This window comes from Streptomyces sp. TLI_105, from assembly GCF_900105415.1.
Taxonomy (GTDB): domain Bacteria; phylum Actinomycetota; class Actinomycetes; order Streptomycetales; family Streptomycetaceae; genus Streptomyces.
Genome location: NZ_FNSM01000001.1, coordinates 3,510,316 through 3,528,850 on the forward strand (window position 1 = coordinate 3,510,316; position 18,535 = coordinate 3,528,850).

Sequence of the window (18,535 nt, forward strand, 5' to 3'; positions counted from 1 at the left end):
GTCTGGACCACCACCGATTTACGGAGGGAGCACCCCGCCCGTGCAGCAGCCGCACCGCGTCGCCGTCCTCGCCCTGCCCGGCCTCCTCCCCTTCGAGCTGGGCATCCCGCACCGCATCTTCGGCCGTGCGAAGGACCCCGGGGGCCGGCCGCTGTACGAGATCGTGACCTGCGCCCCGAAGGCCGGCCCGGTGCCGACGGACGCCGACTTCTCGATCCACGTCGAGCACGGCCCGGAGGCCCTCGCCACCGCCGACACGGTCGTCGTGCCCGCCTCGTACGAGCTCGGACCGGTCCACGACGAGGGCAGGCTCCCCGAGGAGCTGGCCGCCGCGCTCTCCCACATCCGGCCCGGCACCCGACTGGTCTCCATCTGCACCGGCGGGTACGTGCTCGCCGCCGCCGGCTTCCTCGACGGGCGTCCGGCCACCACCCACTGGGCGTCCGCCGAGCACTTCCAGCGCCTCTTCCCGAGCGTGCGGGTCGACGCGGACGTCCTCTTCATCGACGACGGCGACGTCCTCACCTCGGCCGGAGTGGCCGCCGGGATCGACCTGTGCCTGCACATCGTGCGCCGCGACCACGGCACGGCCGTCGCCAACGACGTCGCCCGCCGGACCGTCGTACCGCCCCACCGGGACGGCGGCCAGGCCCAGTACATCGAGCGGCCCCTGCCGGAGACCGGCACCCACACCACGACCACCGCGCGGGCCTGGGCGCTCGCCCACCTCCACGAGCCGATCCAGCTGCGGGACCTGGCGGAGAAGGAGGCGATGAGCGTCCGGACGTTCACCCGCCGCTTCCGCGACGAGGTCGGCATCAGCCCCGGCCAGTGGCTCACCCAGCAGCGCGTCGAACGCGCCCGGTACCTCCTGGAGTCCACCGGCCTGCCGGTCGACCGGGTCGCCCAGGACGCCGGCTTCGGCACGGCCCAGTCGCTGCGGGTCCACCTGATGAGCGCGATCGGGGTGACCCCGACGTCCTACCGCCGGACGTTCCGCACGGGCGCGCCCTCGGCCTGAGCCGATGGCCCGTCGGGGGTACGGCCGGTCAGCCGCCGCTTCCCGCAGGGGCGACCTCCGCCCGAACCTCCCCGTCCGCCACGACGGGGGCGCGCCGCGTCAGCCGCCGCTCCCCCGCCGCGCCGACCGCCGTGAGCAGCACCGTCAGACCCACCCCCCAGAGGATCGCCGTCGACGGGGCCGCCACCTTGAGCAGCGCGCCGGCGAGCGTGCCGCTGGCCGCGTAACCGGCGCCCACCGCCGCGTACATGACCGAGTACCCGGCGGCGAGCGCGGACGGCGGGAGGACCTGCCGGAGGGCCAGGTTCCGGGTGAGGCTCGCGGGGGCCTGGAGGAGCCCGGCGGCGACCAGGGCCACCGCGATGGCGGCGGTCCACGGCAGTACGGCGACGAGTGCGACGCCCGCGGCCACCGCGAGGACCAGGACCAGGGACTGGACGGTCAGCGGACCGGGCCAGCTCCCCCGGAGGCCGTACACGAAGGCGCCGACCGCCGAGCCGATCGAGAACCCGGCGAGCAGCGGCCCCGCCCAGCCGATGCCGATGCCGCGCTGTTCCAGGAGCGCGGGCAGGATCAGCTCGGCGAGGGCGAGCAGGGTGAGGCCGGCGGCCCCCAGGACGTACACGGGCCAGGCGCGCAGCAGCGCCCGCCGCATCGCGGCGCCCTCCTCCCGCGCCACACCGGCCCATCCGGCCGGCAACGCCCACAGTCCGGCCACCGAGAGCCCCATCAGGACGCCCTGCGACAGCAGCGGCACGGCGGGGTCGACGCCGAGCGCCAGGCCGGTGGTGAGGGCGGGCGCGGCCGCCCAGATGGCGAAGGTCAGCACCGATTCCACGCTCATCGCCTGGGTGACGGCCCGTTCGGGGACCAGGCTGGTGAGCAGGGCGCGCAGCCCGCCGGGCACGGCGGCGGGGCCGGCGCCCGCGAGCAGCGCGAGGGCGGCGAGGACGGCGGGGTGGGCGCCGGGCGCGAGCCCGAGCCCGGCGAACCCGGCGGCGCCGACCGCGAGCCCGGCGGCGAGCTGCGGCCGGGCCCGCTCGGCGTTCAGCCGCATGCCGAGGACGGGCGCGGCGAGGATCTCCCCGAGGACGTACGCGGCGGCGAGGACCGCCCCGAGCGTGTAGCCGCCGGGCCGTTCCCGCACGAGGAACACGAGCGCGAGGGGCGCCATGGCGACGGGCAGCCGGCCGGCGACGGTGACGGCGGACCAGGCCAGGACGGGGCGGACGGCGAGCTCGCGGTAGGACATGTCCGGGACCGTAACGGCCCACGGCTCCGAGGCCCACCGCGTTTCGCCGGGCCCGTCAGAAAGTGAGCACGCCCCGCGCCACCCTCCCCCGTTCCGCGTCCTCGACGGCCCGGGCGAAGTCCTCCACCGGGTAGGTGCGGGTGACCAGTTCGTCGAGGAGGAGGGTGCCTGAGCGGTACAGCTCCGCGTACAGGGCGATGTCCTTCTGGGGGCGGGAGGAGCCGTACCGGCAGCCCAGGATCGACTTGTCCAGGAACATCGCGGCCGGCGGGAAGCTCGCCTCCGCCTTCGGCGCGGTCATGCCGAGCAGGACCGCCTGGCCGTGCCGGTCGAGGAGGTCGATCGCGGTCCGGACGAGACCGGTGTGGCCGACGCACTCGAAGACGTGGTCGGCGCCGGTGGGCAGGATCGCCCGTACGCCGTCGGTGGAGGCGAGGAAGTGCGTCGCCCCGAACCGCCGGGCCACCGCCTCCTTCTCCGGGTTCGTGTCCACGGCGACGATCGTGAGCGCGCCCGCGATCCGGGCGCCCTGGAGGACGTTGAGGCCGATGCCGCCGGTGCCGATGACGACGACGGTGTCGCCGCGGTCGACCTTCGCGCGGTTCAGTACGGCTCCGACGCCGGTGAGGACGCCGCAGCCCATGAGGGCGGCGGAGGTCAGCGGGATGTCCTCCGGGATCTTCACGGCCTGGACGGCCTTGACGACGGTCCGCTCCGCGAAGGACGAGTTCGAGGCGAACTGGAAGAGGGGCTGCCCGTCGCGCGAGAACGGCTGCCCCGGCATCCCGATCGCCTTCCGGCACATGGTCGGGCGGCCCCGGTCGCAGTCGGCGCAGGCGCCGCAGTTCGCGAGGGTGGACAGGGCGACGTGGTCGCCGGGCGCGACGTGGACGACCCCCGGGCCGACGGCCTCGACGACACCGGCGCCCTCGTGGCCGAGGACGACGGGCGGCGGGAAGGGGATGGTCCCGTCGACGACGGACAGGTCGCTGTGGCAGAGCCCGGCGGCGGCGATCGCCACGAGCACCTCGCCGGGGCCGGGGTCCCGCACCTCCAGGTCGTCGACGACCTGGACCTGCTTCCCGTCGAAGACGACACCTCTCATGACCGCTCCCCCTTGTCGACGCCGGCGCCCTTCTCGACACCGGCCCCCTTCCCGACACCGGCGCTCTTCTCGACACCGGCCCCCTTCCCGGCACCGGCGTTCTTCTCGACACCGGCCCCCTTCCCGGCACCGGCGTTCTTCTCGACACCGGCCCCCTTCCCGGCACCGGCCCCCTTCTCGGCGTTGGGCCGCGCGCCCTCCGCCGCCGCCTTCGCCATCTCCTCCAGGCGCGCCAGCATGGGCATCGGGTCCGTCCCCACCGTCCCCGGCAGGAAGTCCGCGATGCGCTCGGGGGTCCACGCGCCGCCCTCGGCGTAGCCCGCGCGCAGTTCCCGGGGCTGGGCCCAGACCGCGATCTTGGGACCGGCGATGGTGTACACCTGGCCGGTGATCCGTTCCTCCCGGGCCCGCTCGCTCAGCAGGTAGACGACGAGCGCGGCCACGTCCTCCGGTTCGCCGATCTCCTTGAGCTCCATGGGGACGTTCGCGGACATCCGGGTGCGGGCCACGGGCGCGACCGCGTTCGCGGTGACCCCGTACTTGTGGAGGCCGAGGGCCGCGCTCCGCACGAGGGAGATGATCCCGCCCTTCGCCGCCGAGTAGTTGGCCTGCGCCACGGATCCCTGGTGGTTGCCGCTGGTGAAGCCGATGAGGGTCCCGGTGCCCTGCTTGCGCATGACCGCCGAGGCCGCCCGGAAGACGGTGAAGGTGCCCTTCAGGTGGGTGGCGACGACCGGGTCCCACTCCTCCTCGGACATGTTGAAGAGCATCCGCTCGCGCAGGATGCCGGCGACGCACACGACCCCGTCGAGGCGTCCGTACGTGGCGAGGGCGGTCTCGACGACCCGCGCCCCGCCCGCCATCGTGGAGATGTCGTCCGCGACGGCGACCGCGGTGCCGCCCGCCGCCTCGATCTCCTTCACGACCGCCGCCGCGATCTCCGAGGTCGGCTCGCCGCCCTCGATCGACACCCCGTAGTCGTTGACGACGACCTTCGCGCCCTCCGCCGCGCAGGCGAGGGCGACGGCGCGGCCGATGCCGCGCCCCGCTCCCGTCACGGCGACGACCTTGCCAGCCAAGAAGTTCCCCACGCCCGGCCCCTTCCCGCACTTTCTGACGGTCCGTTAGATTCGTTCGTCGTCAGGATTCTACGGTCCGTCAGATACCGGAAAACAAGACCCCGGAGGCCCCGATGTCTCTCCCCGCCGCCTTCCACGAGATCGCCAAGCGCGTCAACAACTGGGGCCGTTGGGGCCAGGACGATGAGATCGGCACGCTCAACCTCGTCACCGACGAGGTCGTACGGGAGGCCGTCGCCACCGTCCGCACCGGCCGCCGCGTCCCGCTCGCCGTCGACCTCAAGCAGGACGGCATACAGACCGGCATAATCCCCGGCCGGGTGAACCCGCTCCACGTCATGGTCCAGATCAACCAGGAGCTCTTCGGCCCCGGCACGGTCGCCACCAGCGACGACGCCGTGACCCTCGGCCTCCAGGCCGGCACCCACTGGGACGCCCTGACGCACGTCTCCCACTCGGGCCGCATCTACAACGGCCGCCCCGCCGCCTCGATCACCCCGCACGGCCGCTCCGGGTTCAGTGGCATCCACACGGCCCGTCACCTGGTGAGCCGCGGGGTCCTCCTGGACGTCGCCGCCGCGAAGGGCATGGACCGGCTGCCGGGGGACCACGCCGTGACGCCCGAAGACCTCGACGAGGCGGCCGAGTTCGGCGGGGTCACGGTCCGGCCCGGTGACATCGTGCTCGTACGGACGGGTCAGATCCAGCTGTACCTGGCCGGGGACCGGCACGGGTACGCCTTCCCGTCACCGGGCCTGTCGATCCGTACGCCCGAGTGGTTCCACGCCCACGACGTCGCGGCCGTCGCCAACGACACGCTCACCTTCGAGATCTTCCCGCCCGAGATCGAGGACCTCTGGCTGCCCGTGCACGCCCTCGACCTGGTCGAGATGGGCATGCTCCAGGGGCAGAACTGGAATCTGGAGGCCCTGTCCACAGCCTGTGCACAGGAAGGGCGGTACGCCTTCCTGCTCTCCGCGATGCCCGAGCCCTTCGTCGGCGGCACGGGCACACCGGTGGCCCCGGTCGCGATCCTCTAGCCCCCCCCAGGGGCCCCGCGGGCGGCGGCGCGCTCGCACGCGCCCCGAGCACGGCGCGGGCTCGCCGCCACCCGATCGCGACCCGCACACGCCGAGGGCCACGGCCCTCGGCTCCCCTCGCCACGAATCGCTCACCCCAGAGTGGGCAAAACGGAACGAATCGTCAACAGCGCACTCTGTCGGGCGACAGGGGCGCCACCGTGGAGACGGACTGAACCCGGTCCACCTCGCACCAGATGCTCTTGCCGGCACCCTCCGGCTGCCAGCCCCACCGGTCCGCGAGACCGTCCACCAGCTCCAGGCCGCGCCCGTTGGTGTCCCCGCCCTTCGCGTGTCGGGGTCGCGGCGGCCGGTCGCTCGTGTCGGCCACCTCGACCCGCACCCCGCCCTCGGCGGCGAACAGCATCCGCAGCACGGCCGGACAGCCGGTGTGCACCACGGCGTTGGTCACGAGTTCGGAGATGAGCAGCACCAGCGTCTCGGCGAGCGGCTCGTCGTCCCCTATGCCCGACCCGGCGAGCCGTGACCGGGCCCACCTCCGGGCTCGCCCCACCTCCGCCGGGTCCGGCCCGACCACCAACTGCACCTGAAGCACCTGCACCGCTCACACCATCCGAACCGGCGGACAACACACCTTCACGGAACGTGATTCCCTTGTGGGACAGCATGGTTGACGTACAGTCACCGCAACAAGCGCTTCGGGCATATTCCAGCGCGAAGGAGTACGCATGGTCCATACTGTGCGACGCACGCTGCGGGTAGTCGAACGTCGGGCGCGAGCGGCGGGCATTCCCGGGCGCGGAGCCGCCGCAGGGGCGACACCGGGACGATCCGGGCCAACGAGCACTCGCATCCCACGGAGCGTACCGGAGCCGGAGGCCGACTCCGGGCCGTGACGGCCCCGCCGAAGGACACAACCCGATATCGACGTTCCGTCACCCGCCGGACGCGCAGCGCCACAGCCCCGCCGCCACCGCCTCCTCCGCCCGCGCGGCGGGCATCCGCAGCTCGGCCCGCACCCAGGCCCGCTTCAGATGCAGGTGCACGTCCGCCTCCCAGGTGAAGCCCATCCCGCCGTGCACCTGGAGACAGTCCCGCGCGTTGCCGACGGCGGCCTCGTCGGCGAGGAGCTTGGCCCCGGCGATCTCGACGGGATCACCGGTGACGGACGCGGCCCACACGGCCGCCCGCGCGAGCTCCGTCCGCACGAGCATCCCGGCACACAGATGCTTCACCGCCTGAAACCCCCCGATGACCTGCCCGAACTGCTCCCGCTGCCGAGCGTAGGAAACGGCCATGTCGGTGGCGGCCTGCGCACTGCCCACCTGCTCGGCAGCCGTGAGGAGTGCGGCCTCCGTATCCGTTGTGGGCAGGCGTTCCGCAGGACGGAACGGGTGGGCACAACGCCCGGTGCCGGGCAACCGATGCAAGGGCGTCAAGGGGTCGACCGACCGCACCGGCACGGCACCGCCCGCATCCCCCAGCACCACATCGGCCGCGTCCAGCCAAGGGACGAGGCCCTCGTCCACGGAGGTCACCACGACGGAACCGTCCGCCGCCCCCGGCACGGCCCCCGCCGCAAGGTGCGTCGCGACCAACGGCCCCGGCAGCAACACCCTCCCCGCCTCCTCGAAGACGAGGACCGCCTCGGGGAGCCCGAGCCCCACACCCCCCTCCTCCTCCGGGAGCCGCAGCGCGAAGAACCCGGCGGCGCCGAGCTCCCGCCACAGCTCCCGGTCGAGCGACGGGGAATCCAGGGCAGCCCGCAACGCGCCCCGGCCGAAGAGGCGCGCGAGGAGTTCCCGTACTCCCCGCCGCAGCGCCCGCTGGTCCTCGGTGAGTCGGAAGTCCACGGCGGTCACCGGCCCTTCGGGAGGCCGAGGATGCGCTCGGCGACGATGTTGCGCTGGATCTGGGACGTGCCGGCCGCGATCGTGTACGAGAGCGAGGACAGCCGGTCGAGGGTCCAGTCGCGGCCGAGGTCGAGCGCGTCGGGCCCCAGGACGGCGGCGGCCGCGTCGTACAGCTCCTGGCGGGCGTGCGAGTAGTGCAGTTTGAAGACGGAGCCGCCCGCGCCGGGGACCCCGCCGGTCGCCTGGGCCTCGCTGACGTTGGCCTGGACGATGCGCCACAGGGCCTGGAACTCGGCGGAGAGCCTGCCGAGCCGGCGCCGCAGGACGGGGTCGTCCCAGGTGCCGTCCTTCCTGGCCGTGCGGGCGAGTTCGCCGAGGAGGCGGCGGCAGGCGACGACCTCGCCGACGAAGGCGGTGCCGCGTTCGAAGGAGAGCGTGACCATGGTGACCCGCCAGCCGTCGTTCTCCTCCCCCACCCGGTTGGCCACGGGCACCCGCACCTCGTCGAGGAAGACCTCGGCGAACTCGGTCGATCCGGCGAGGGTGCGCAGCGGCCGGACGGTGATGCCGGGGGCGTCCATGGGCATGGCGAGCCAGGTGATGCCCTTGTGCTTGGAGGGCGCCGCCCCCTGTCCCGTCTCGGGGCCTGTCCGTACGAGGAGTTCGCACCAGTCGGCGACCTCGGCGTGCGAGGTCCAGATCTTCTGTCCGGTGACGACGTACGCGTCCCCGTCCCGTACCGCCCGTGTGCGGAGCGAGGCGAGGTCGGACCCTGCGTCGGGTTCGCTGAAGCCCTGGCACCAGACCTCGTCGCCGCGCAGGATCGGCGGCAGCCACCGCTCGCGCTGTGCGGCCGTGCCCTCGGCGGCGATGGTGGGTCCGGCGTGGAGGAGGCCGACGAAGTTGGCGCCGACGTAGGGGGCGCCGGCGAGTTCGGTCTCCTCCAGGAAGATGAGGCGTTGGGTCGGGGAGGCGTCCCAGTGGGTGTCGGCGTATCCGGCGTCGTACAGGCGGCGTTGCCAGCCGCAGTCGTAGGCGCGGCGGGCGGGCCAGTCGAGCGGGTCGGGGCGTTCGGGGAGGCCGGGCAGGGTGGCGGCGAGCCATTCCCGCAGGCGGGCGCGGTAGGCCTCTTCCTCTTCGGTGCAGGAGAGGTCCATCAGACGATGCCCAGGTCCAGCATGCGGATGGCGTTGCCGCGCATGAGTTTGTAGACCGTCTCGTCGTCGAGGCCCCGGACGTGGTCGAGGGCGACCTCCTTGGTGCGCGGGAAGGTCGAGTCGACGTGCGGGTAGTCGGTCTCGAAGGTGGCGTTGTCCCTGCCCACCACGTCGAGCGAGGCGATGCCGTGCTTGTCGCGGAAGAAGCAGCAGAAGATCTGCCGGTAGTAGTACGTGGAGGGCGGCTCGGGGACGATGTCGCGGACACCGCCCCAGGCGCGGTGCTCCTCCCAGACGTCGTCGGCGCGTTCGAGGGCGTACGGGATCCAGCCCATCTGGCCTTCGCTGTAGGCGAGCTTGAGCCGGGGGAACTTGACGAGGACGCCGCTGAAGAGGAAGTCCATCATCGAGGCCATCGCGTTGTTGAAGCTCAGGCTGGCCTGGACGGCGGGCGGGGCGTCGGGGGACGCGGCCGGCATTTGGCTACTGGATCCAATATGCATGTTCACCACCGTCCCGGTCTCCTGGCAGACGGCGAAGAACGGGTCCCAATAGCCGGAGTGGATCGACGGCAGGCCGAGGTGGGTGGGGATCTCGGAGAAGGTGACGGCCTTGACCCCCCGGGCGGCGTTGCGCCGGATCTCGGCCACGGCCAGATCGATGTCCCACAGGGGGATGATGCACAACGGAATCAGCCGTCCGCCGCTGTCCCCGCACCACTCCTCGACCATCCAGTCGTTGTAGGCGCGGACACAAGCGACCGCCACTTCCTTGTCCTGGGCCTCGGCGAAGGTCTGGCCGCAGAAGCGGGGGAAGGTGGGGAAGCAGAGGGAGGCCTCGACGTGGTTGAGGTCCATGTCCTTCAGGCGGGCGGCGGGGTCCCAGCAGCCCCGCCGCATCTCCTCGCGGGTGATGCCCTCCAGGGTCATGTCGTCGCGGTCGAAGCCGACGGCGGCGATGTTGCGCTTGTACGGGAACTTGAGGTCCTCGTAGATCCACCAGTCGGTGGGCGGGCCCTCGGGGTCCATCGTGATCTGGTACTTGCCGGCGACGTAGGCGAGCTCGCCGATGCCGGCCGTGAGGGGGCGGGGCCCGCGGTCGCGGTACTTCTTCGGGAGCCAGGTCTCGAAGAGGTGGGCGGGCTCGATCACGTGGTCGTCGACGCTGATGATGCGGGGCAGTTCCGTCATGGACCCTCTCCCGGATTCGGCGGACCGCTTCCGGCCCGGTTCGACGGACCGCTTCCGGTCCGATTCCGCGGACCGTTCCCGGTCCATTTCTGATGACCCGTCAGATCTGTCGGCATCAGGCTAGCCCCGCACCCCTGGACCGACAAGCGCCGGACCTCTACGCTCGCCGCACCATCTGACGGAACGTCAGCCAAGAGGAGTACGGGATGAATGAGACCGCACACTCGCTCGGCGAGTCCCGCACGCTCTGGGAGCTCGTCGAACGCCGCGCCGCCCTCACCCCCGACCGGCCCGTCCTCCTCCAGGACGACCGCGTCCTCACCTTCGGCGGCCTCCGCGAGCGCGCCGAGCGCTGCGCCGCCGGCCTGTACGGGAGGGGCGTGCGCCCCGGCACGGTCGTCGCCTGGCAGCTGCCCACCCGCATCGAGACCGCCGTGCTCTCCTTCGCGCTCGCCCGCATCGGCGCCGTGCAGTCCCCGGTGATCCCCTTCTACCGGGACAAGGAGGTCGGCTTCGCGCTGCGCGAGTCGAAGGCCGAGTTCTTCGCGGTCCCCGGAATCTGGCGCGGATTCGACCATGCGGAGATGGCGAGGAGGCTCGGCGCGCGCGGGATCTTCGAGGCGTACTCCCCGGAGAGCCTGCCCGACGGCGACCCGGCCGTCCTGCCCCCGCCGCCCGCCTCCGGCACCGACGTCCGCTGGATCTACTGGACCTCCGGCACCACCTCGGACCCCAAGGGCGTCCTGCACACCGACCGCTCACTGCTCGCCGGCGGGTCCTGCCTCGCCCACGCCCTCCGGCTGACGGCCGAGGACGTCGGCTCGATGGCCTTCCCGTACGCGCACATCGCCGGGCCCGACTACACGGTGATGCTCCTGCTGTACGGCTTCCCGGCCGTGATGTTCGAACAGTTCGCGCTGCCGGAGGCCCTCGACGCGTACAACCGGCACGGCGTGACCGTCGCCGGCGGCTCCACCGCCTTCTACTCGATGTTCCTCGCCGAGCAGCGCAAACAGCCCGGGAAGCCCGTCATCCCCACCCTCCGCCTGCTCGCGGGCGGCGGCGCGCCCAAGCCGCCCGAGATCTACCACGCGGTACGGAAGGAGCTGGGCTGCCGGCTCACCCACGGGTACGGCATGACCGAGGTCCCCATGATCACGATGGGCGCCCCCGACGACACCGACGAGAACCTCGCCACGACCGAGGGCCGTCCGCCCGCCGGCATGGAGGTCCGGATCACCGACGACGGCGAGGTCCGGCTCCGCGGCGAGGCCGTCTGCCAGGGCTATCTCGACCCGGCGCAGACGGCCGCCGCCTTCGACGAGGACGGCTTCCTCATCACCGGCGACGTGGGGCACCTCACGCCCACCGGCCACCTGGTGCTCACGGGCCGGGTCAAGGACATCATCATCCGCAAGGGAGAGAACATCTCGGCCAAGGAGATCGAGGACCTCCTCCACCGGCACCCGGACGTGGGCGACGCCGCCGTCATAGGCCTCCCGGACGCCGAGCGCGGCGAACGCGTCTGCGCCGTCGTCGAACAGCCCCCCGGCGCCGCCCCGCTCGGCCTTCCGCAGGTCACGGCCTTCCTGCGGGAGGCCGGACTCTCCGTCCACAAGCTGCCGGAACAGCTGGAGGTGGTGGACGCGCTCCCCCGCAACGAGACCCTGCGCAAAGTGCTGAAGTACAAGCTCAGGGAGCGCTTCGGCGCGGCATCGGCACCGACGCCCCGGTGAGCGCCTCCCCCATGTCCTCGTACACGTCGAAGAGACGGCGGACGCCGAGCGCGGTGAGCACCCGGGCGACGTGACCGTTCTCGTCCCCGCGTTCCTCGGGAAGGATCAGGCGGAGCCTGCCGCCGCAGGAGCGGAGCAGGCGGCGGGACGCGATCAGCACGCCGACGCCGCTGGAATCGCAGAACCGCACGGCGGACAGGTCGATGACCAGGTCGTGCCGGCCGCCCGCGACGGCGTCGTGGACGCGGCGGCGTATCCGGGGGGAGGTGACCAGGTCCAGTTCCCCCCGGACGCTGAAAACCGTCCAGGAGCCGTTCTCGTCCTCGTCGACCTCGATCGTCGTCACGGACGCCGCCTGCCCCGCCAGAAACCGCCGAAACCCCCGGTCCCGGGGATGACGCTTTCCTTACCATCCGCATCCGCGTCAAGAGCGCACTTGCGGCAAACAGTCGTGCGTTGTCGGAGCGGCGCACTACTTTGGAGAAGAACCGGGACGGAGGGCCGCATGGCGATGGACACACCACCGCGCTGGGACCGCAGGATGCAGCAGCGGCTGGCGCGCGGAGAGGCCGCCGCCCTCGGCGAGTTCTACGACCGGTTCGCCGCCCTCGTGCACAGCCTCGCCCACCGGGTCCTCGACGACGACGCGGCGGCCGACCAGGTCACCCGCGAGGTCTTCGGCTACATCTGGGAGAACCCCGACTCCTACGACCCGAAGCAGGGCAACATGCGCTCGTGGGTCGCCAAGCTGACCCAGCGGCAGGCCGTGCACCGGCTCCGGCAGGCCGAGGCCCTGGCGTACGCGGAGACGGGGGTCGGCTCCGCCGAGGAGCTGGAGCAGAAGGTCCACCGGGCCACGGTCGCCGCCCGCGCCGACTACATCGTGACCTCCATGCCGGCGCCACTCCGCAAGGCGCTCGAACTGGCGTACTTCCAGCGCCGCGACTACCGCCAGACCGCCGCCGACCTCGGCGTCACCGAGGACGAGGCCCGCCGGCGCCTCCGGCTGGGACTCCAGCTGCTCTCCTCCGCGCACGCCCGCCCCCTCGAAGGGTCCTCGCCGCCCGGCTACGGACGGCCGCTGTGACCGGGGCGGCCGACGACGCGGACGACGTCGCACGCGCCCCCTGGATACCGGGACCGCGCCGTGCGGCCGACGACCACGCGGACCTGACGACGCGACTGCCGGAGGCTTCAGGCGCGGAGGCGGAAGAAACGGACATGGCGGAAACGGAGGAGCCGGAAGTACCGGACCTCAGTCACAACGTGCTCAAGTCCCTCCTCGGGGCCTGGGCGCTTTCGGCGTGCTCCGCCGGCGAGACCAGGGCCGTCGAGAACCACCTCACCGTGTGCGCCCCCTGCGCCGACGAGGCCCTCCGGCTCCGCGACGCCGTCACGCTCCTCCACGAGGACCGCGACCTGGACCTCGACCCGCTGCTCCGCTCCCGGGTCCTGGAGAACTGCCTGGGCCGCCGCCCCGCCCGCATCCCCGTCCCCGACTGGGTCACCCCGTACGACGCGGAGACCGCCCGGCTCGACGCGCTCCTGAGGGACATCGGCGAGTCCGAATGGCACGCCCCGGTACGGCTCAAGTGGTACGAGGAGGACCGCGTCGTGCGCCGCAAGGCCACCGTCGCGGGGGTCATCGGCCACCTCTTCGCCGTGGACGGCCTGGTGACGTCGGCACTGGGGCTGGACGATCCGCTGGGCGCGGGCGTGCCGGAGCTGTCGCCGACGGAACGGACGGAAGCGTTCTGGGCGTCGCTCGACCGGCCGCCGAACCGGTCCGTCCGGGGGCCGTGGCGTGACCAGTCGCACACGCTGATCCGGACGGTCGCCTTCGCGGGCCGAGGGGTGGCGGACCTGACCGTCACGTACAAGGACTTCGCCCTCCCGTTGAGGGACTCCCTCCTGGAGCGGGCCTTCGAGTGCTAGCTGCACGCGGACGACATCGCGACCGCGGTCGCCTACCCGTACGCGCCGCCCAGCGGCCCGCACCTCCACGGCATGATCGACCTCGCGGCCCGGCTGCTCCCCGGCGCCCTCGCCAACCGCCGGCGCACCGGCCTGGCCGGCCCCGCCAAGGAGCTCGTCGCGGCGGGCGCGCCGGGCCGCTCGCTCCACCTGGAGGTGGAGGGCGCGGGCGGCGGCCACTGGTACATCTCCCTGGACTCCCCCGCGGCGCTCGGCTCGCCGGAGCGGGCGGTGGCGCAGGTGGCGATGGACGGGGTCGAGTTCTGCCAGCTGATGGCGGGGCACATCACGCCGGAGGAGGCGGCGGCGGGGCAGGACGGCGACCGCGAGGCCATCAGGGACGTCCTCTCGGCGACGGCGTCCTTGAGCCGCCTGTAGCCCGGCGCCGGTGCCGGTGCCGGGGCGAGCGGGCCGCGCCTGGGGCCCGCCGTGCGGGGCCGCGCCCGGCGGGGCGGCGCCCCTGGCCACCCGCCGTGTGGGCAATCGTCCCGCCGGGGCGAGGGGGTCCCCCTGCTCGAGCGAAGCCGAGAGCTTGGGGGAGGGTGGGCACACGGGACGGCGCCCCTTGCCGGGCCCAGGCTTCCGCGCCAGGACCCGCACCACGTTGCGCGGCGCACAGGCCGGTGCGGGTCCAGGCGCGGGAGCCTCTGGCGCCGGCAAGGGCGCCGTTCCGTTGTGCCCACCCGTTCCGCCCCAGCGGAACGCATGCCCACAACGGGGGGGCGCGGGGGCGGGCCCCGCCCCGCAGGCGCGCGCCCACGCGAGGGCGGGGCGCCGGCCCGGTGGGGCGAGGGTTCGGGGAGTTACCCGAAGACGACCGTGCGGCGGCCGTTCAGGAGGATGCGGCGTTCCGCGTGCCACTTGACCGCCCGCGCCAGCGCCTGGCACTCCACGTCCCGCCCGATCGCCACCAGCTGGTCCGGCGTCACCTCGTGGCCGACGCGCTCGACCTCCTGCTCGATGATCGGGCCCTCGTCGAGGTCGGCCGTCACGTAGTGCGCGGTGGCGCCGATGAGCTTCACGCCGCGGGCGTGCGCCTGGTGGTAGGGCTTGGCGCCCTTGAAGCTGGGGAGGAAGGAGTGGTGGATGTTGATGATCCGGCCGGAGAGCTGCTTGCACAGGTCGTCCGACAGGACCTGCATGTAGCGGGCCAGGACGACCAGCTCCACGTTCTCGGAACGGACGAGGTCCAGGAGTTCCGCTTCCGCCTCCGGCTTGTTCTCCTTCGTCACCGGGATGTGCCGGAACGGGATCCCGTACGAGCCCACCAGCTCCTCGAAGTCCGTGTGGTTGGAGACGACCGCGACGATCTCCACCGGCAGCGCCCCGATCCGCGACCGGAAGAGCAGGTCGTTCAGGCAGTGGCCGAACTTGGAGACCATGAGGACGACCCGCATGGGCTGGTCGGCGCGGTTGATCTGCCAGTCCATGGCGAAGGAGTCGCCGACGGCGGCGAAGCTCGCCCGGAGTTTGTCGACCGTCACCGGCGTCTCGGCGGAGAAGTGGACCCGCATGAAGAAGAGACCCGTGTCACGGTCTCCGAACTGCTGGCTGTCCTCGATGTTGCACCCGGTGATGAAGAGGTAGCTCGACACGGCGTGCACGATGCCCTGCTTGTCGGGGCACGAGAGGGTGAGGACGTACTGGTCGGTCATCCCGTCAGCCTGCCACACGACGCCCCGCCGGGAGGCGGGCGTCCGTCAGGCGGAACGCCTCAGGACCGGGTCATGATACGGAGCACGTCGAGGGAGCGCGGGGGCGTGTCGGGGTCCTCGCCGTCGGCCTGCGCCATCCGTACGTGTGCCTCGCGGGCGGCGCGTACGGCTTCCGGCCAGCCGGGGTGGGCGATGTACGCGGTGACGGGGGCGTCCGGTCCGACCTGGTGCATGATGCGCAGCACCCGGAGGACGGCGACGTCGACGAGGGAGGCCTCGCCGGAGTCCCGGAAGATCGAGCCGACGTACTTCTCGGCGGACCAGTTGTCGAGCCAGGTGTCCTCGACGAGGCGGTAGACGGCGTCGGTGACGTCGCCGTACCCCTCCTGGCCGGTCAGCCAGGTGGTCTCGTGGAACACGGGGTCGGAGAGCATGTGCAGCGCCGAGCGCACGTTGCTGCGCCAGCGCCACCACGGCATGTCATTGAGCGGCATGCCGCCCATGGTGGAGGAGCGACGGCCGCGACGGGAAGAGTTAACCGAACCGGGGACCTGACCGGGGACTGGACTGGACACGTTTCGATCGTACGTTCCCTTGTCCGGTAAGCGGACTCGCCCCCTCCCCCCTCCGGTCGCCCACCCCCGCAATTCACCTTCACGTCACCCACCGTTGAACCGCGCTCACTCCCGCGTTACCCATGAGGCGGAAATGTGCATGCCCATGACCGGTAGGCGACTGACCTCACTCCTCGCGTACGTCACGACCGCGGCGACCGGAGCGTCGCTGCTCACCGGGTGTGGCGTGTTCCCTGGGGCCACGGGGGGCTCCAGGGAACCCGTCACGGTGATGACCTGGGCTCCCGACCAGACCCGAGCGACCAACATGCCCGGAATGCCCGCCATGGCGCAGACCTACGCCCGGTGGGTCAACGCCCAGGGCGGCATCGACGGGCACGAACTGCGCGTCCTGACCTGCAACGAGCAGAACACCACCGCGGGCGCCGCCGCCTGCGCCCGCCGGGCCGTGCGCGAGAACGCGGTCGCCGTCGTCGGCTCGTACAGCCAGAACGGCCGCGCCTTCATGGCCCCGCTGGAAGCCGCCGGCATCCCGTACATCGGCGGCTACGGCATCGCGGAGGACGAGTTCACCAGCCCGCTCTCCTACCCCGTCAACGGCGGCGTGGCCTCCCTCGTCGCCGGGCACGGCATGCAGCTCGCCGGCTCCTGCGACCGGGTCTCCCTCGTCCGCCCCGACACCACCGCGGGGGACAGGCTCCCCGAACTCCTCGACTCCGGCCTGCACAAGGCGAGCCACCGGGGCGCCGTCGACATCCCGGCCCTGGAGGACGCCGCCGAGTACACCGAGCAGGCGGACCGTGCCCGCAGCCGGGCGGGCGGCGAGAAGGGCTGTGTGACCGCCGTCCTCGGTGAGCGCACCCAGACCTTCTTCGACTCCTTCCGCCGCCTCCCCGGGCAGCAGGAGGAGAAGCGGGACAAGGACGCCGTCCGGATCTCCTCGGTCCTCGGCAGCGTCGACCAGCCCGTCATCGACCGCACCGGCGGCCCCCACAGCCCCTTCGAGGGCGCCTTCGTCACCGGCTGGTACCCCGAGGCGGGCGACAAGAGCTGGGCGCCGATGCGCAAGGTCATCCAGGAGTACGCCTTCGCCGACAACCGGGTCGACCCGGCCGACGCAGGCGTCCAGACCACCTGGATCGCGTACACGGTGCTCAAGGAGGTGATCGAGTCCCTCCAGCAGGACAGGATCACGGCCGAGGAGATCAGCCACGCCCTCGACCGGGGCGAGCGGATCGACACCGGCGGCCTCACCCCCAGCCTGCGCTGGAAGTACGAGGACATGCTCGGCGCCCCCGGCTTCACCCGGATCGTCAACCACGAGGTGACCTTCCAGGTGGTCCGCCAGGGGCGGCTCGTGGCGCAGAAGCCTGGTTTCGTCGACGTCGGCGAGACCGTCCTCAGCGCCCCGTGAGCCTGCTCAGAGCTGGGAGGGGCTCCGCTTCGGCAGTCCGTACTTCACGGCGGTCGGGTTCCACAGCCCGGCCGCCTCCTGCTTGGCGGTGGTGGCCTCGCCGCTCTTCGCGTCCCCCGCGGCCTTCTGGCTGGTCGACCGGGCGTGGCCGCCCTTGCAGGCCTTCTTGGCCTTCATCTGGCCGGCCCAGGCCGCGTAGTGGTCGTCGGCGGCGGCCGAGGCCTGCCAGGCCTTGGTGAGCGCCGCCGTCAGCACGGCGTTGTCCGGGATCTTGTCGACCGCCAGCGACTGGAGCTGGGTGATCAGCCCCCGTCGCTGCTGGGCGGCGCCCTGCAGATCGGCCGCGGCCTTGTCGAGGTTCTTGCACTGGTTGATGGAGGCGACCGAGTCGATCACCGTCTGACGGCTGCTGCTGCTGGTCGCGAGCAGCTTGCTGAGCTCCTGCGCCTGCGGCTCCGCCGGGTCGGCCGGCTTCTCCGTGGGGGCGGGCGCCCCGGTGGAGGGCGCGGCGGAGCTCGCCGCCACGTTCTGGCCGGGGGTCTTGGGGTCCTTCTCCTCGTCCCCGCCGCTGAGCAGCATCCCGGCGCCGAGGCCGACGACCGCGCAGCCGACGACGACGGCGGCGATCAGCGCGAGCGGCGACCTGCGGCGCGGCTCGGGCTCGTCGTCGTAGTAGGCGTCCTGGTAGGCGTACTGCTGCTGCGGGGGCTGCGGCGGCTGGTGGTGCTGGGTCTGCTGCTGGTACGGGGCCGGGGCCGGCTGCTGGTAGCCCTGCGGCGCGTGCGGCTGCTGGGGCGGCCGCGGGGCCTCCGTACGGAAGAGGCTGTCGAACTCGGCGGGCGGCTGCCGCTCGCCGGGCGTCTGCGCCGGTACGGGGGCGATGTACTGGGTCGCGTCCGAGGCACCGGCCGGGGCGGGCCCCTGGGGGGCGAGCGGGCCCGTGCCGAGGAACTGGGTGTCGGAGCCCCCGCCCTGCTGCGGCGGCACCGGGGCGATGTACTGGGTCGCGTCCGAGGCGCCGGCCGGCGGCGGGTAGCCGTACCCCGGCTGCGGAGGAGTGGCCGGTGCGCCGGGGCCCGGGTAGCCGTACCCCGGCTGCGGCGCGCCCTGGACCGGCGGCATCCCGCCCGGGACCGGCGCGATGTGCTGGGTCGCCTGCATGTCGGCGGCGGCCGGAGCGCCCGGGCCCGGGTAGCCGTAGCCGGGCTGCGGCGGGCCCTGCTGCGGAGGTATCGATGGCAGGTACTGGGTGGACTGCATGTCGGCGCCCTGCGGCGCCTCCGGGGGCAGCGGCTGCGCGGGCGGCAGCGGCTGCGCGCCCTGCTGCCCGCCCGTCTGGCCACCGGCGGGACCCCAGGCGCCGCCCCACGGCTGACCGCCGCCATGCTCCGGACCCTGTCCGTTCTGCGTCACCGGGACTCCCACCAATAAACCTACGGAATCGTCGGCTCACGCTACCGGGTGCCGACAGGGCTCCGCACACA

General features: G+C 72.8%; 15 protein-coding genes and 2 pseudogenes. 6 read left to right on the forward strand and 11 right to left on the reverse strand.

Translation table 11 applies throughout. The features are described 5' to 3' along the window. The first annotated feature begins 40 nt into the window (after positions 1-40). Positions 41-1,021: a GlxA family transcriptional regulator gene (locus tag BLW86_RS15935; RefSeq protein WP_256341325.1), complete on the forward strand. Its 981-nt coding sequence runs from the start codon at positions 41-43 to the stop codon at positions 1,019-1,021. Between the two features lie 28 nt (positions 1,022-1,049). Here BLW86_RS15935 and BLW86_RS15940 read toward each other — a convergent pair whose 3' ends face one another. From BLW86_RS15940 to BLW86_RS15950, 3 genes and pseudogenes are all read right to left on the reverse strand, one after another. Continuing rightward, positions 1,050-2,273, reverse strand: a complete 1,224-nt coding sequence (locus tag BLW86_RS15940; RefSeq protein WP_093874654.1) for an MFS transporter — start codon at positions 2,271-2,273, stop codon at positions 1,050-1,052. Positions 2,274-2,328: 55 nt separating this feature from the next. Next, positions 2,329-3,378, reverse strand: a complete 1,050-nt coding sequence (locus tag BLW86_RS15945; protein WP_093874655.1) for a Zn-dependent alcohol dehydrogenase — start codon at positions 3,376-3,378, stop codon at positions 2,329-2,331. 179 nt (positions 3,379-3,557) lie between these two features. Then, positions 3,558-4,469, reverse strand: a pseudogene (locus BLW86_RS15950) (SDR family NAD(P)-dependent oxidoreductase); the annotation flags it as partial. A gap of 101 nt (positions 4,470-4,570) precedes the next feature. Here BLW86_RS15950 and BLW86_RS15955 point away from each other — a divergent pair. Further along, positions 4,571-5,497: a cyclase family protein gene (locus tag BLW86_RS15955; protein ID WP_093874656.1), complete on the forward strand. Its 927-nt coding sequence runs from the start codon at positions 4,571-4,573 to the stop codon at positions 5,495-5,497. Positions 5,498-5,660: 163 nt separating this feature from the next. On the opposite strand, the gene BLW86_RS15960 is transcribed toward BLW86_RS15955, so the two are convergent. The 4 genes from BLW86_RS15960 to BLW86_RS15975 all read right to left on the reverse strand — a co-directional run bounded on the left by BLW86_RS15960 (position 5,661) and on the right by BLW86_RS15975 (position 9,697). Beyond that, positions 5,661-6,098 carry an ATP-binding protein gene (locus BLW86_RS15960; protein ID WP_093874657.1) on the reverse strand — a complete coding sequence of 146 codons (438 nt, stop codon included), beginning with the start codon at positions 6,096-6,098 and terminating at the stop codon, positions 5,661-5,663. Between the two features lie 334 nt (positions 6,099-6,432). Beyond that, complete coding sequence (locus tag BLW86_RS15965) at positions 6,433-7,350, reverse strand: acyl-CoA dehydrogenase family protein (RefSeq protein WP_093878685.1); 918 nt, start codon at positions 7,348-7,350, stop codon at positions 6,433-6,435. A 5-nt stretch (positions 7,351-7,355) separates the two neighbouring features. After that, a complete protein-coding gene (locus tag BLW86_RS15970; RefSeq protein WP_093874658.1) occupies positions 7,356-8,507 on the reverse strand; it encodes an acyl-CoA dehydrogenase family protein in 1,152 nt (383 codons plus the stop codon). Next, the gene (locus tag BLW86_RS15975; RefSeq protein WP_093874659.1) at positions 8,507-9,697 is read right to left on the reverse strand and encodes an amidohydrolase family protein; all 1,191 of its coding nucleotides are present in this window, start codon (positions 9,695-9,697) and stop codon (positions 8,507-8,509) included. The genes BLW86_RS15970 and BLW86_RS15975 overlap by 1 nt, the downstream gene beginning before the upstream one ends. A gap of 206 nt (positions 9,698-9,903) precedes the next feature. On the opposite strand from BLW86_RS15975, the gene BLW86_RS15980 reads away from it, so the two are divergent. Beyond that, positions 9,904-11,433: a class I adenylate-forming enzyme family protein gene (locus BLW86_RS15980; RefSeq protein WP_093874660.1), complete on the forward strand. Its 1,530-nt coding sequence runs from the start codon at positions 9,904-9,906 to the stop codon at positions 11,431-11,433. Here the strand turns inward: BLW86_RS15980 and BLW86_RS15985 are convergent. Beyond that, complete coding sequence (locus tag BLW86_RS15985) at positions 11,390-11,779, reverse strand: STAS domain-containing protein (RefSeq protein WP_093874661.1); 390 nt, start codon at positions 11,777-11,779, stop codon at positions 11,390-11,392. The two genes, BLW86_RS15980 and BLW86_RS15985, sit on opposite strands and share 44 nt — an antisense overlap. A gap of 159 nt (positions 11,780-11,938) precedes the next feature. Between BLW86_RS15985 and BLW86_RS15990 the strand changes: the two genes are divergently transcribed. Together BLW86_RS15990 and BLW86_RS15995 are read left to right on the forward strand one after the other, a co-directional pair. Continuing rightward, positions 11,939-12,520: a sigma-70 family RNA polymerase sigma factor gene (locus BLW86_RS15990; protein WP_093874662.1), complete on the forward strand. Its 582-nt coding sequence runs from the start codon at positions 11,939-11,941 to the stop codon at positions 12,518-12,520. Then, positions 12,517-13,785 (forward strand): annotated as a pseudogene (locus BLW86_RS15995) (zf-HC2 domain-containing protein). Before BLW86_RS15990 ends, BLW86_RS15995 begins: the two are co-directional and overlap by 4 nt. A gap of 425 nt (positions 13,786-14,210) precedes the next feature. Here BLW86_RS15995 and purU read toward each other — a convergent pair. Continuing rightward, the gene (gene purU, locus BLW86_RS16000) at positions 14,211-15,062 is read right to left on the reverse strand and encodes a formyltetrahydrofolate deformylase (RefSeq protein WP_093874663.1); all 852 of its coding nucleotides are present in this window, start codon (positions 15,060-15,062) and stop codon (positions 14,211-14,213) included. Positions 15,063-15,121: 59 nt separating this feature from the next. After that, positions 15,122-15,565 (reverse strand): SCO4402 family protein, encoded by a 444-nt coding sequence (locus BLW86_RS16005; protein ID WP_093874664.1) that lies wholly within the window; start codon positions 15,563-15,565, stop codon positions 15,122-15,124. Positions 15,566-15,782: 217 nt separating this feature from the next. On the opposite strand from BLW86_RS16005, the gene BLW86_RS16010 reads away from it, so the two are divergent. Continuing rightward, complete coding sequence (locus tag BLW86_RS16010) at positions 15,783-17,051, forward strand: ABC transporter substrate-binding protein (RefSeq protein WP_093878686.1); 1,269 nt, start codon at positions 15,783-15,785, stop codon at positions 17,049-17,051. Positions 17,052-17,057: 6 nt separating this feature from the next. Here BLW86_RS16010 and BLW86_RS16015 read toward each other — a convergent pair whose 3' ends face one another. Then, positions 17,058-18,464, reverse strand: a complete 1,407-nt coding sequence (locus BLW86_RS16015; RefSeq protein ID WP_256341326.1) for a hypothetical protein — start codon at positions 18,462-18,464, stop codon at positions 17,058-17,060. Positions 18,465-18,535: the final 71 nt, after the last annotated feature.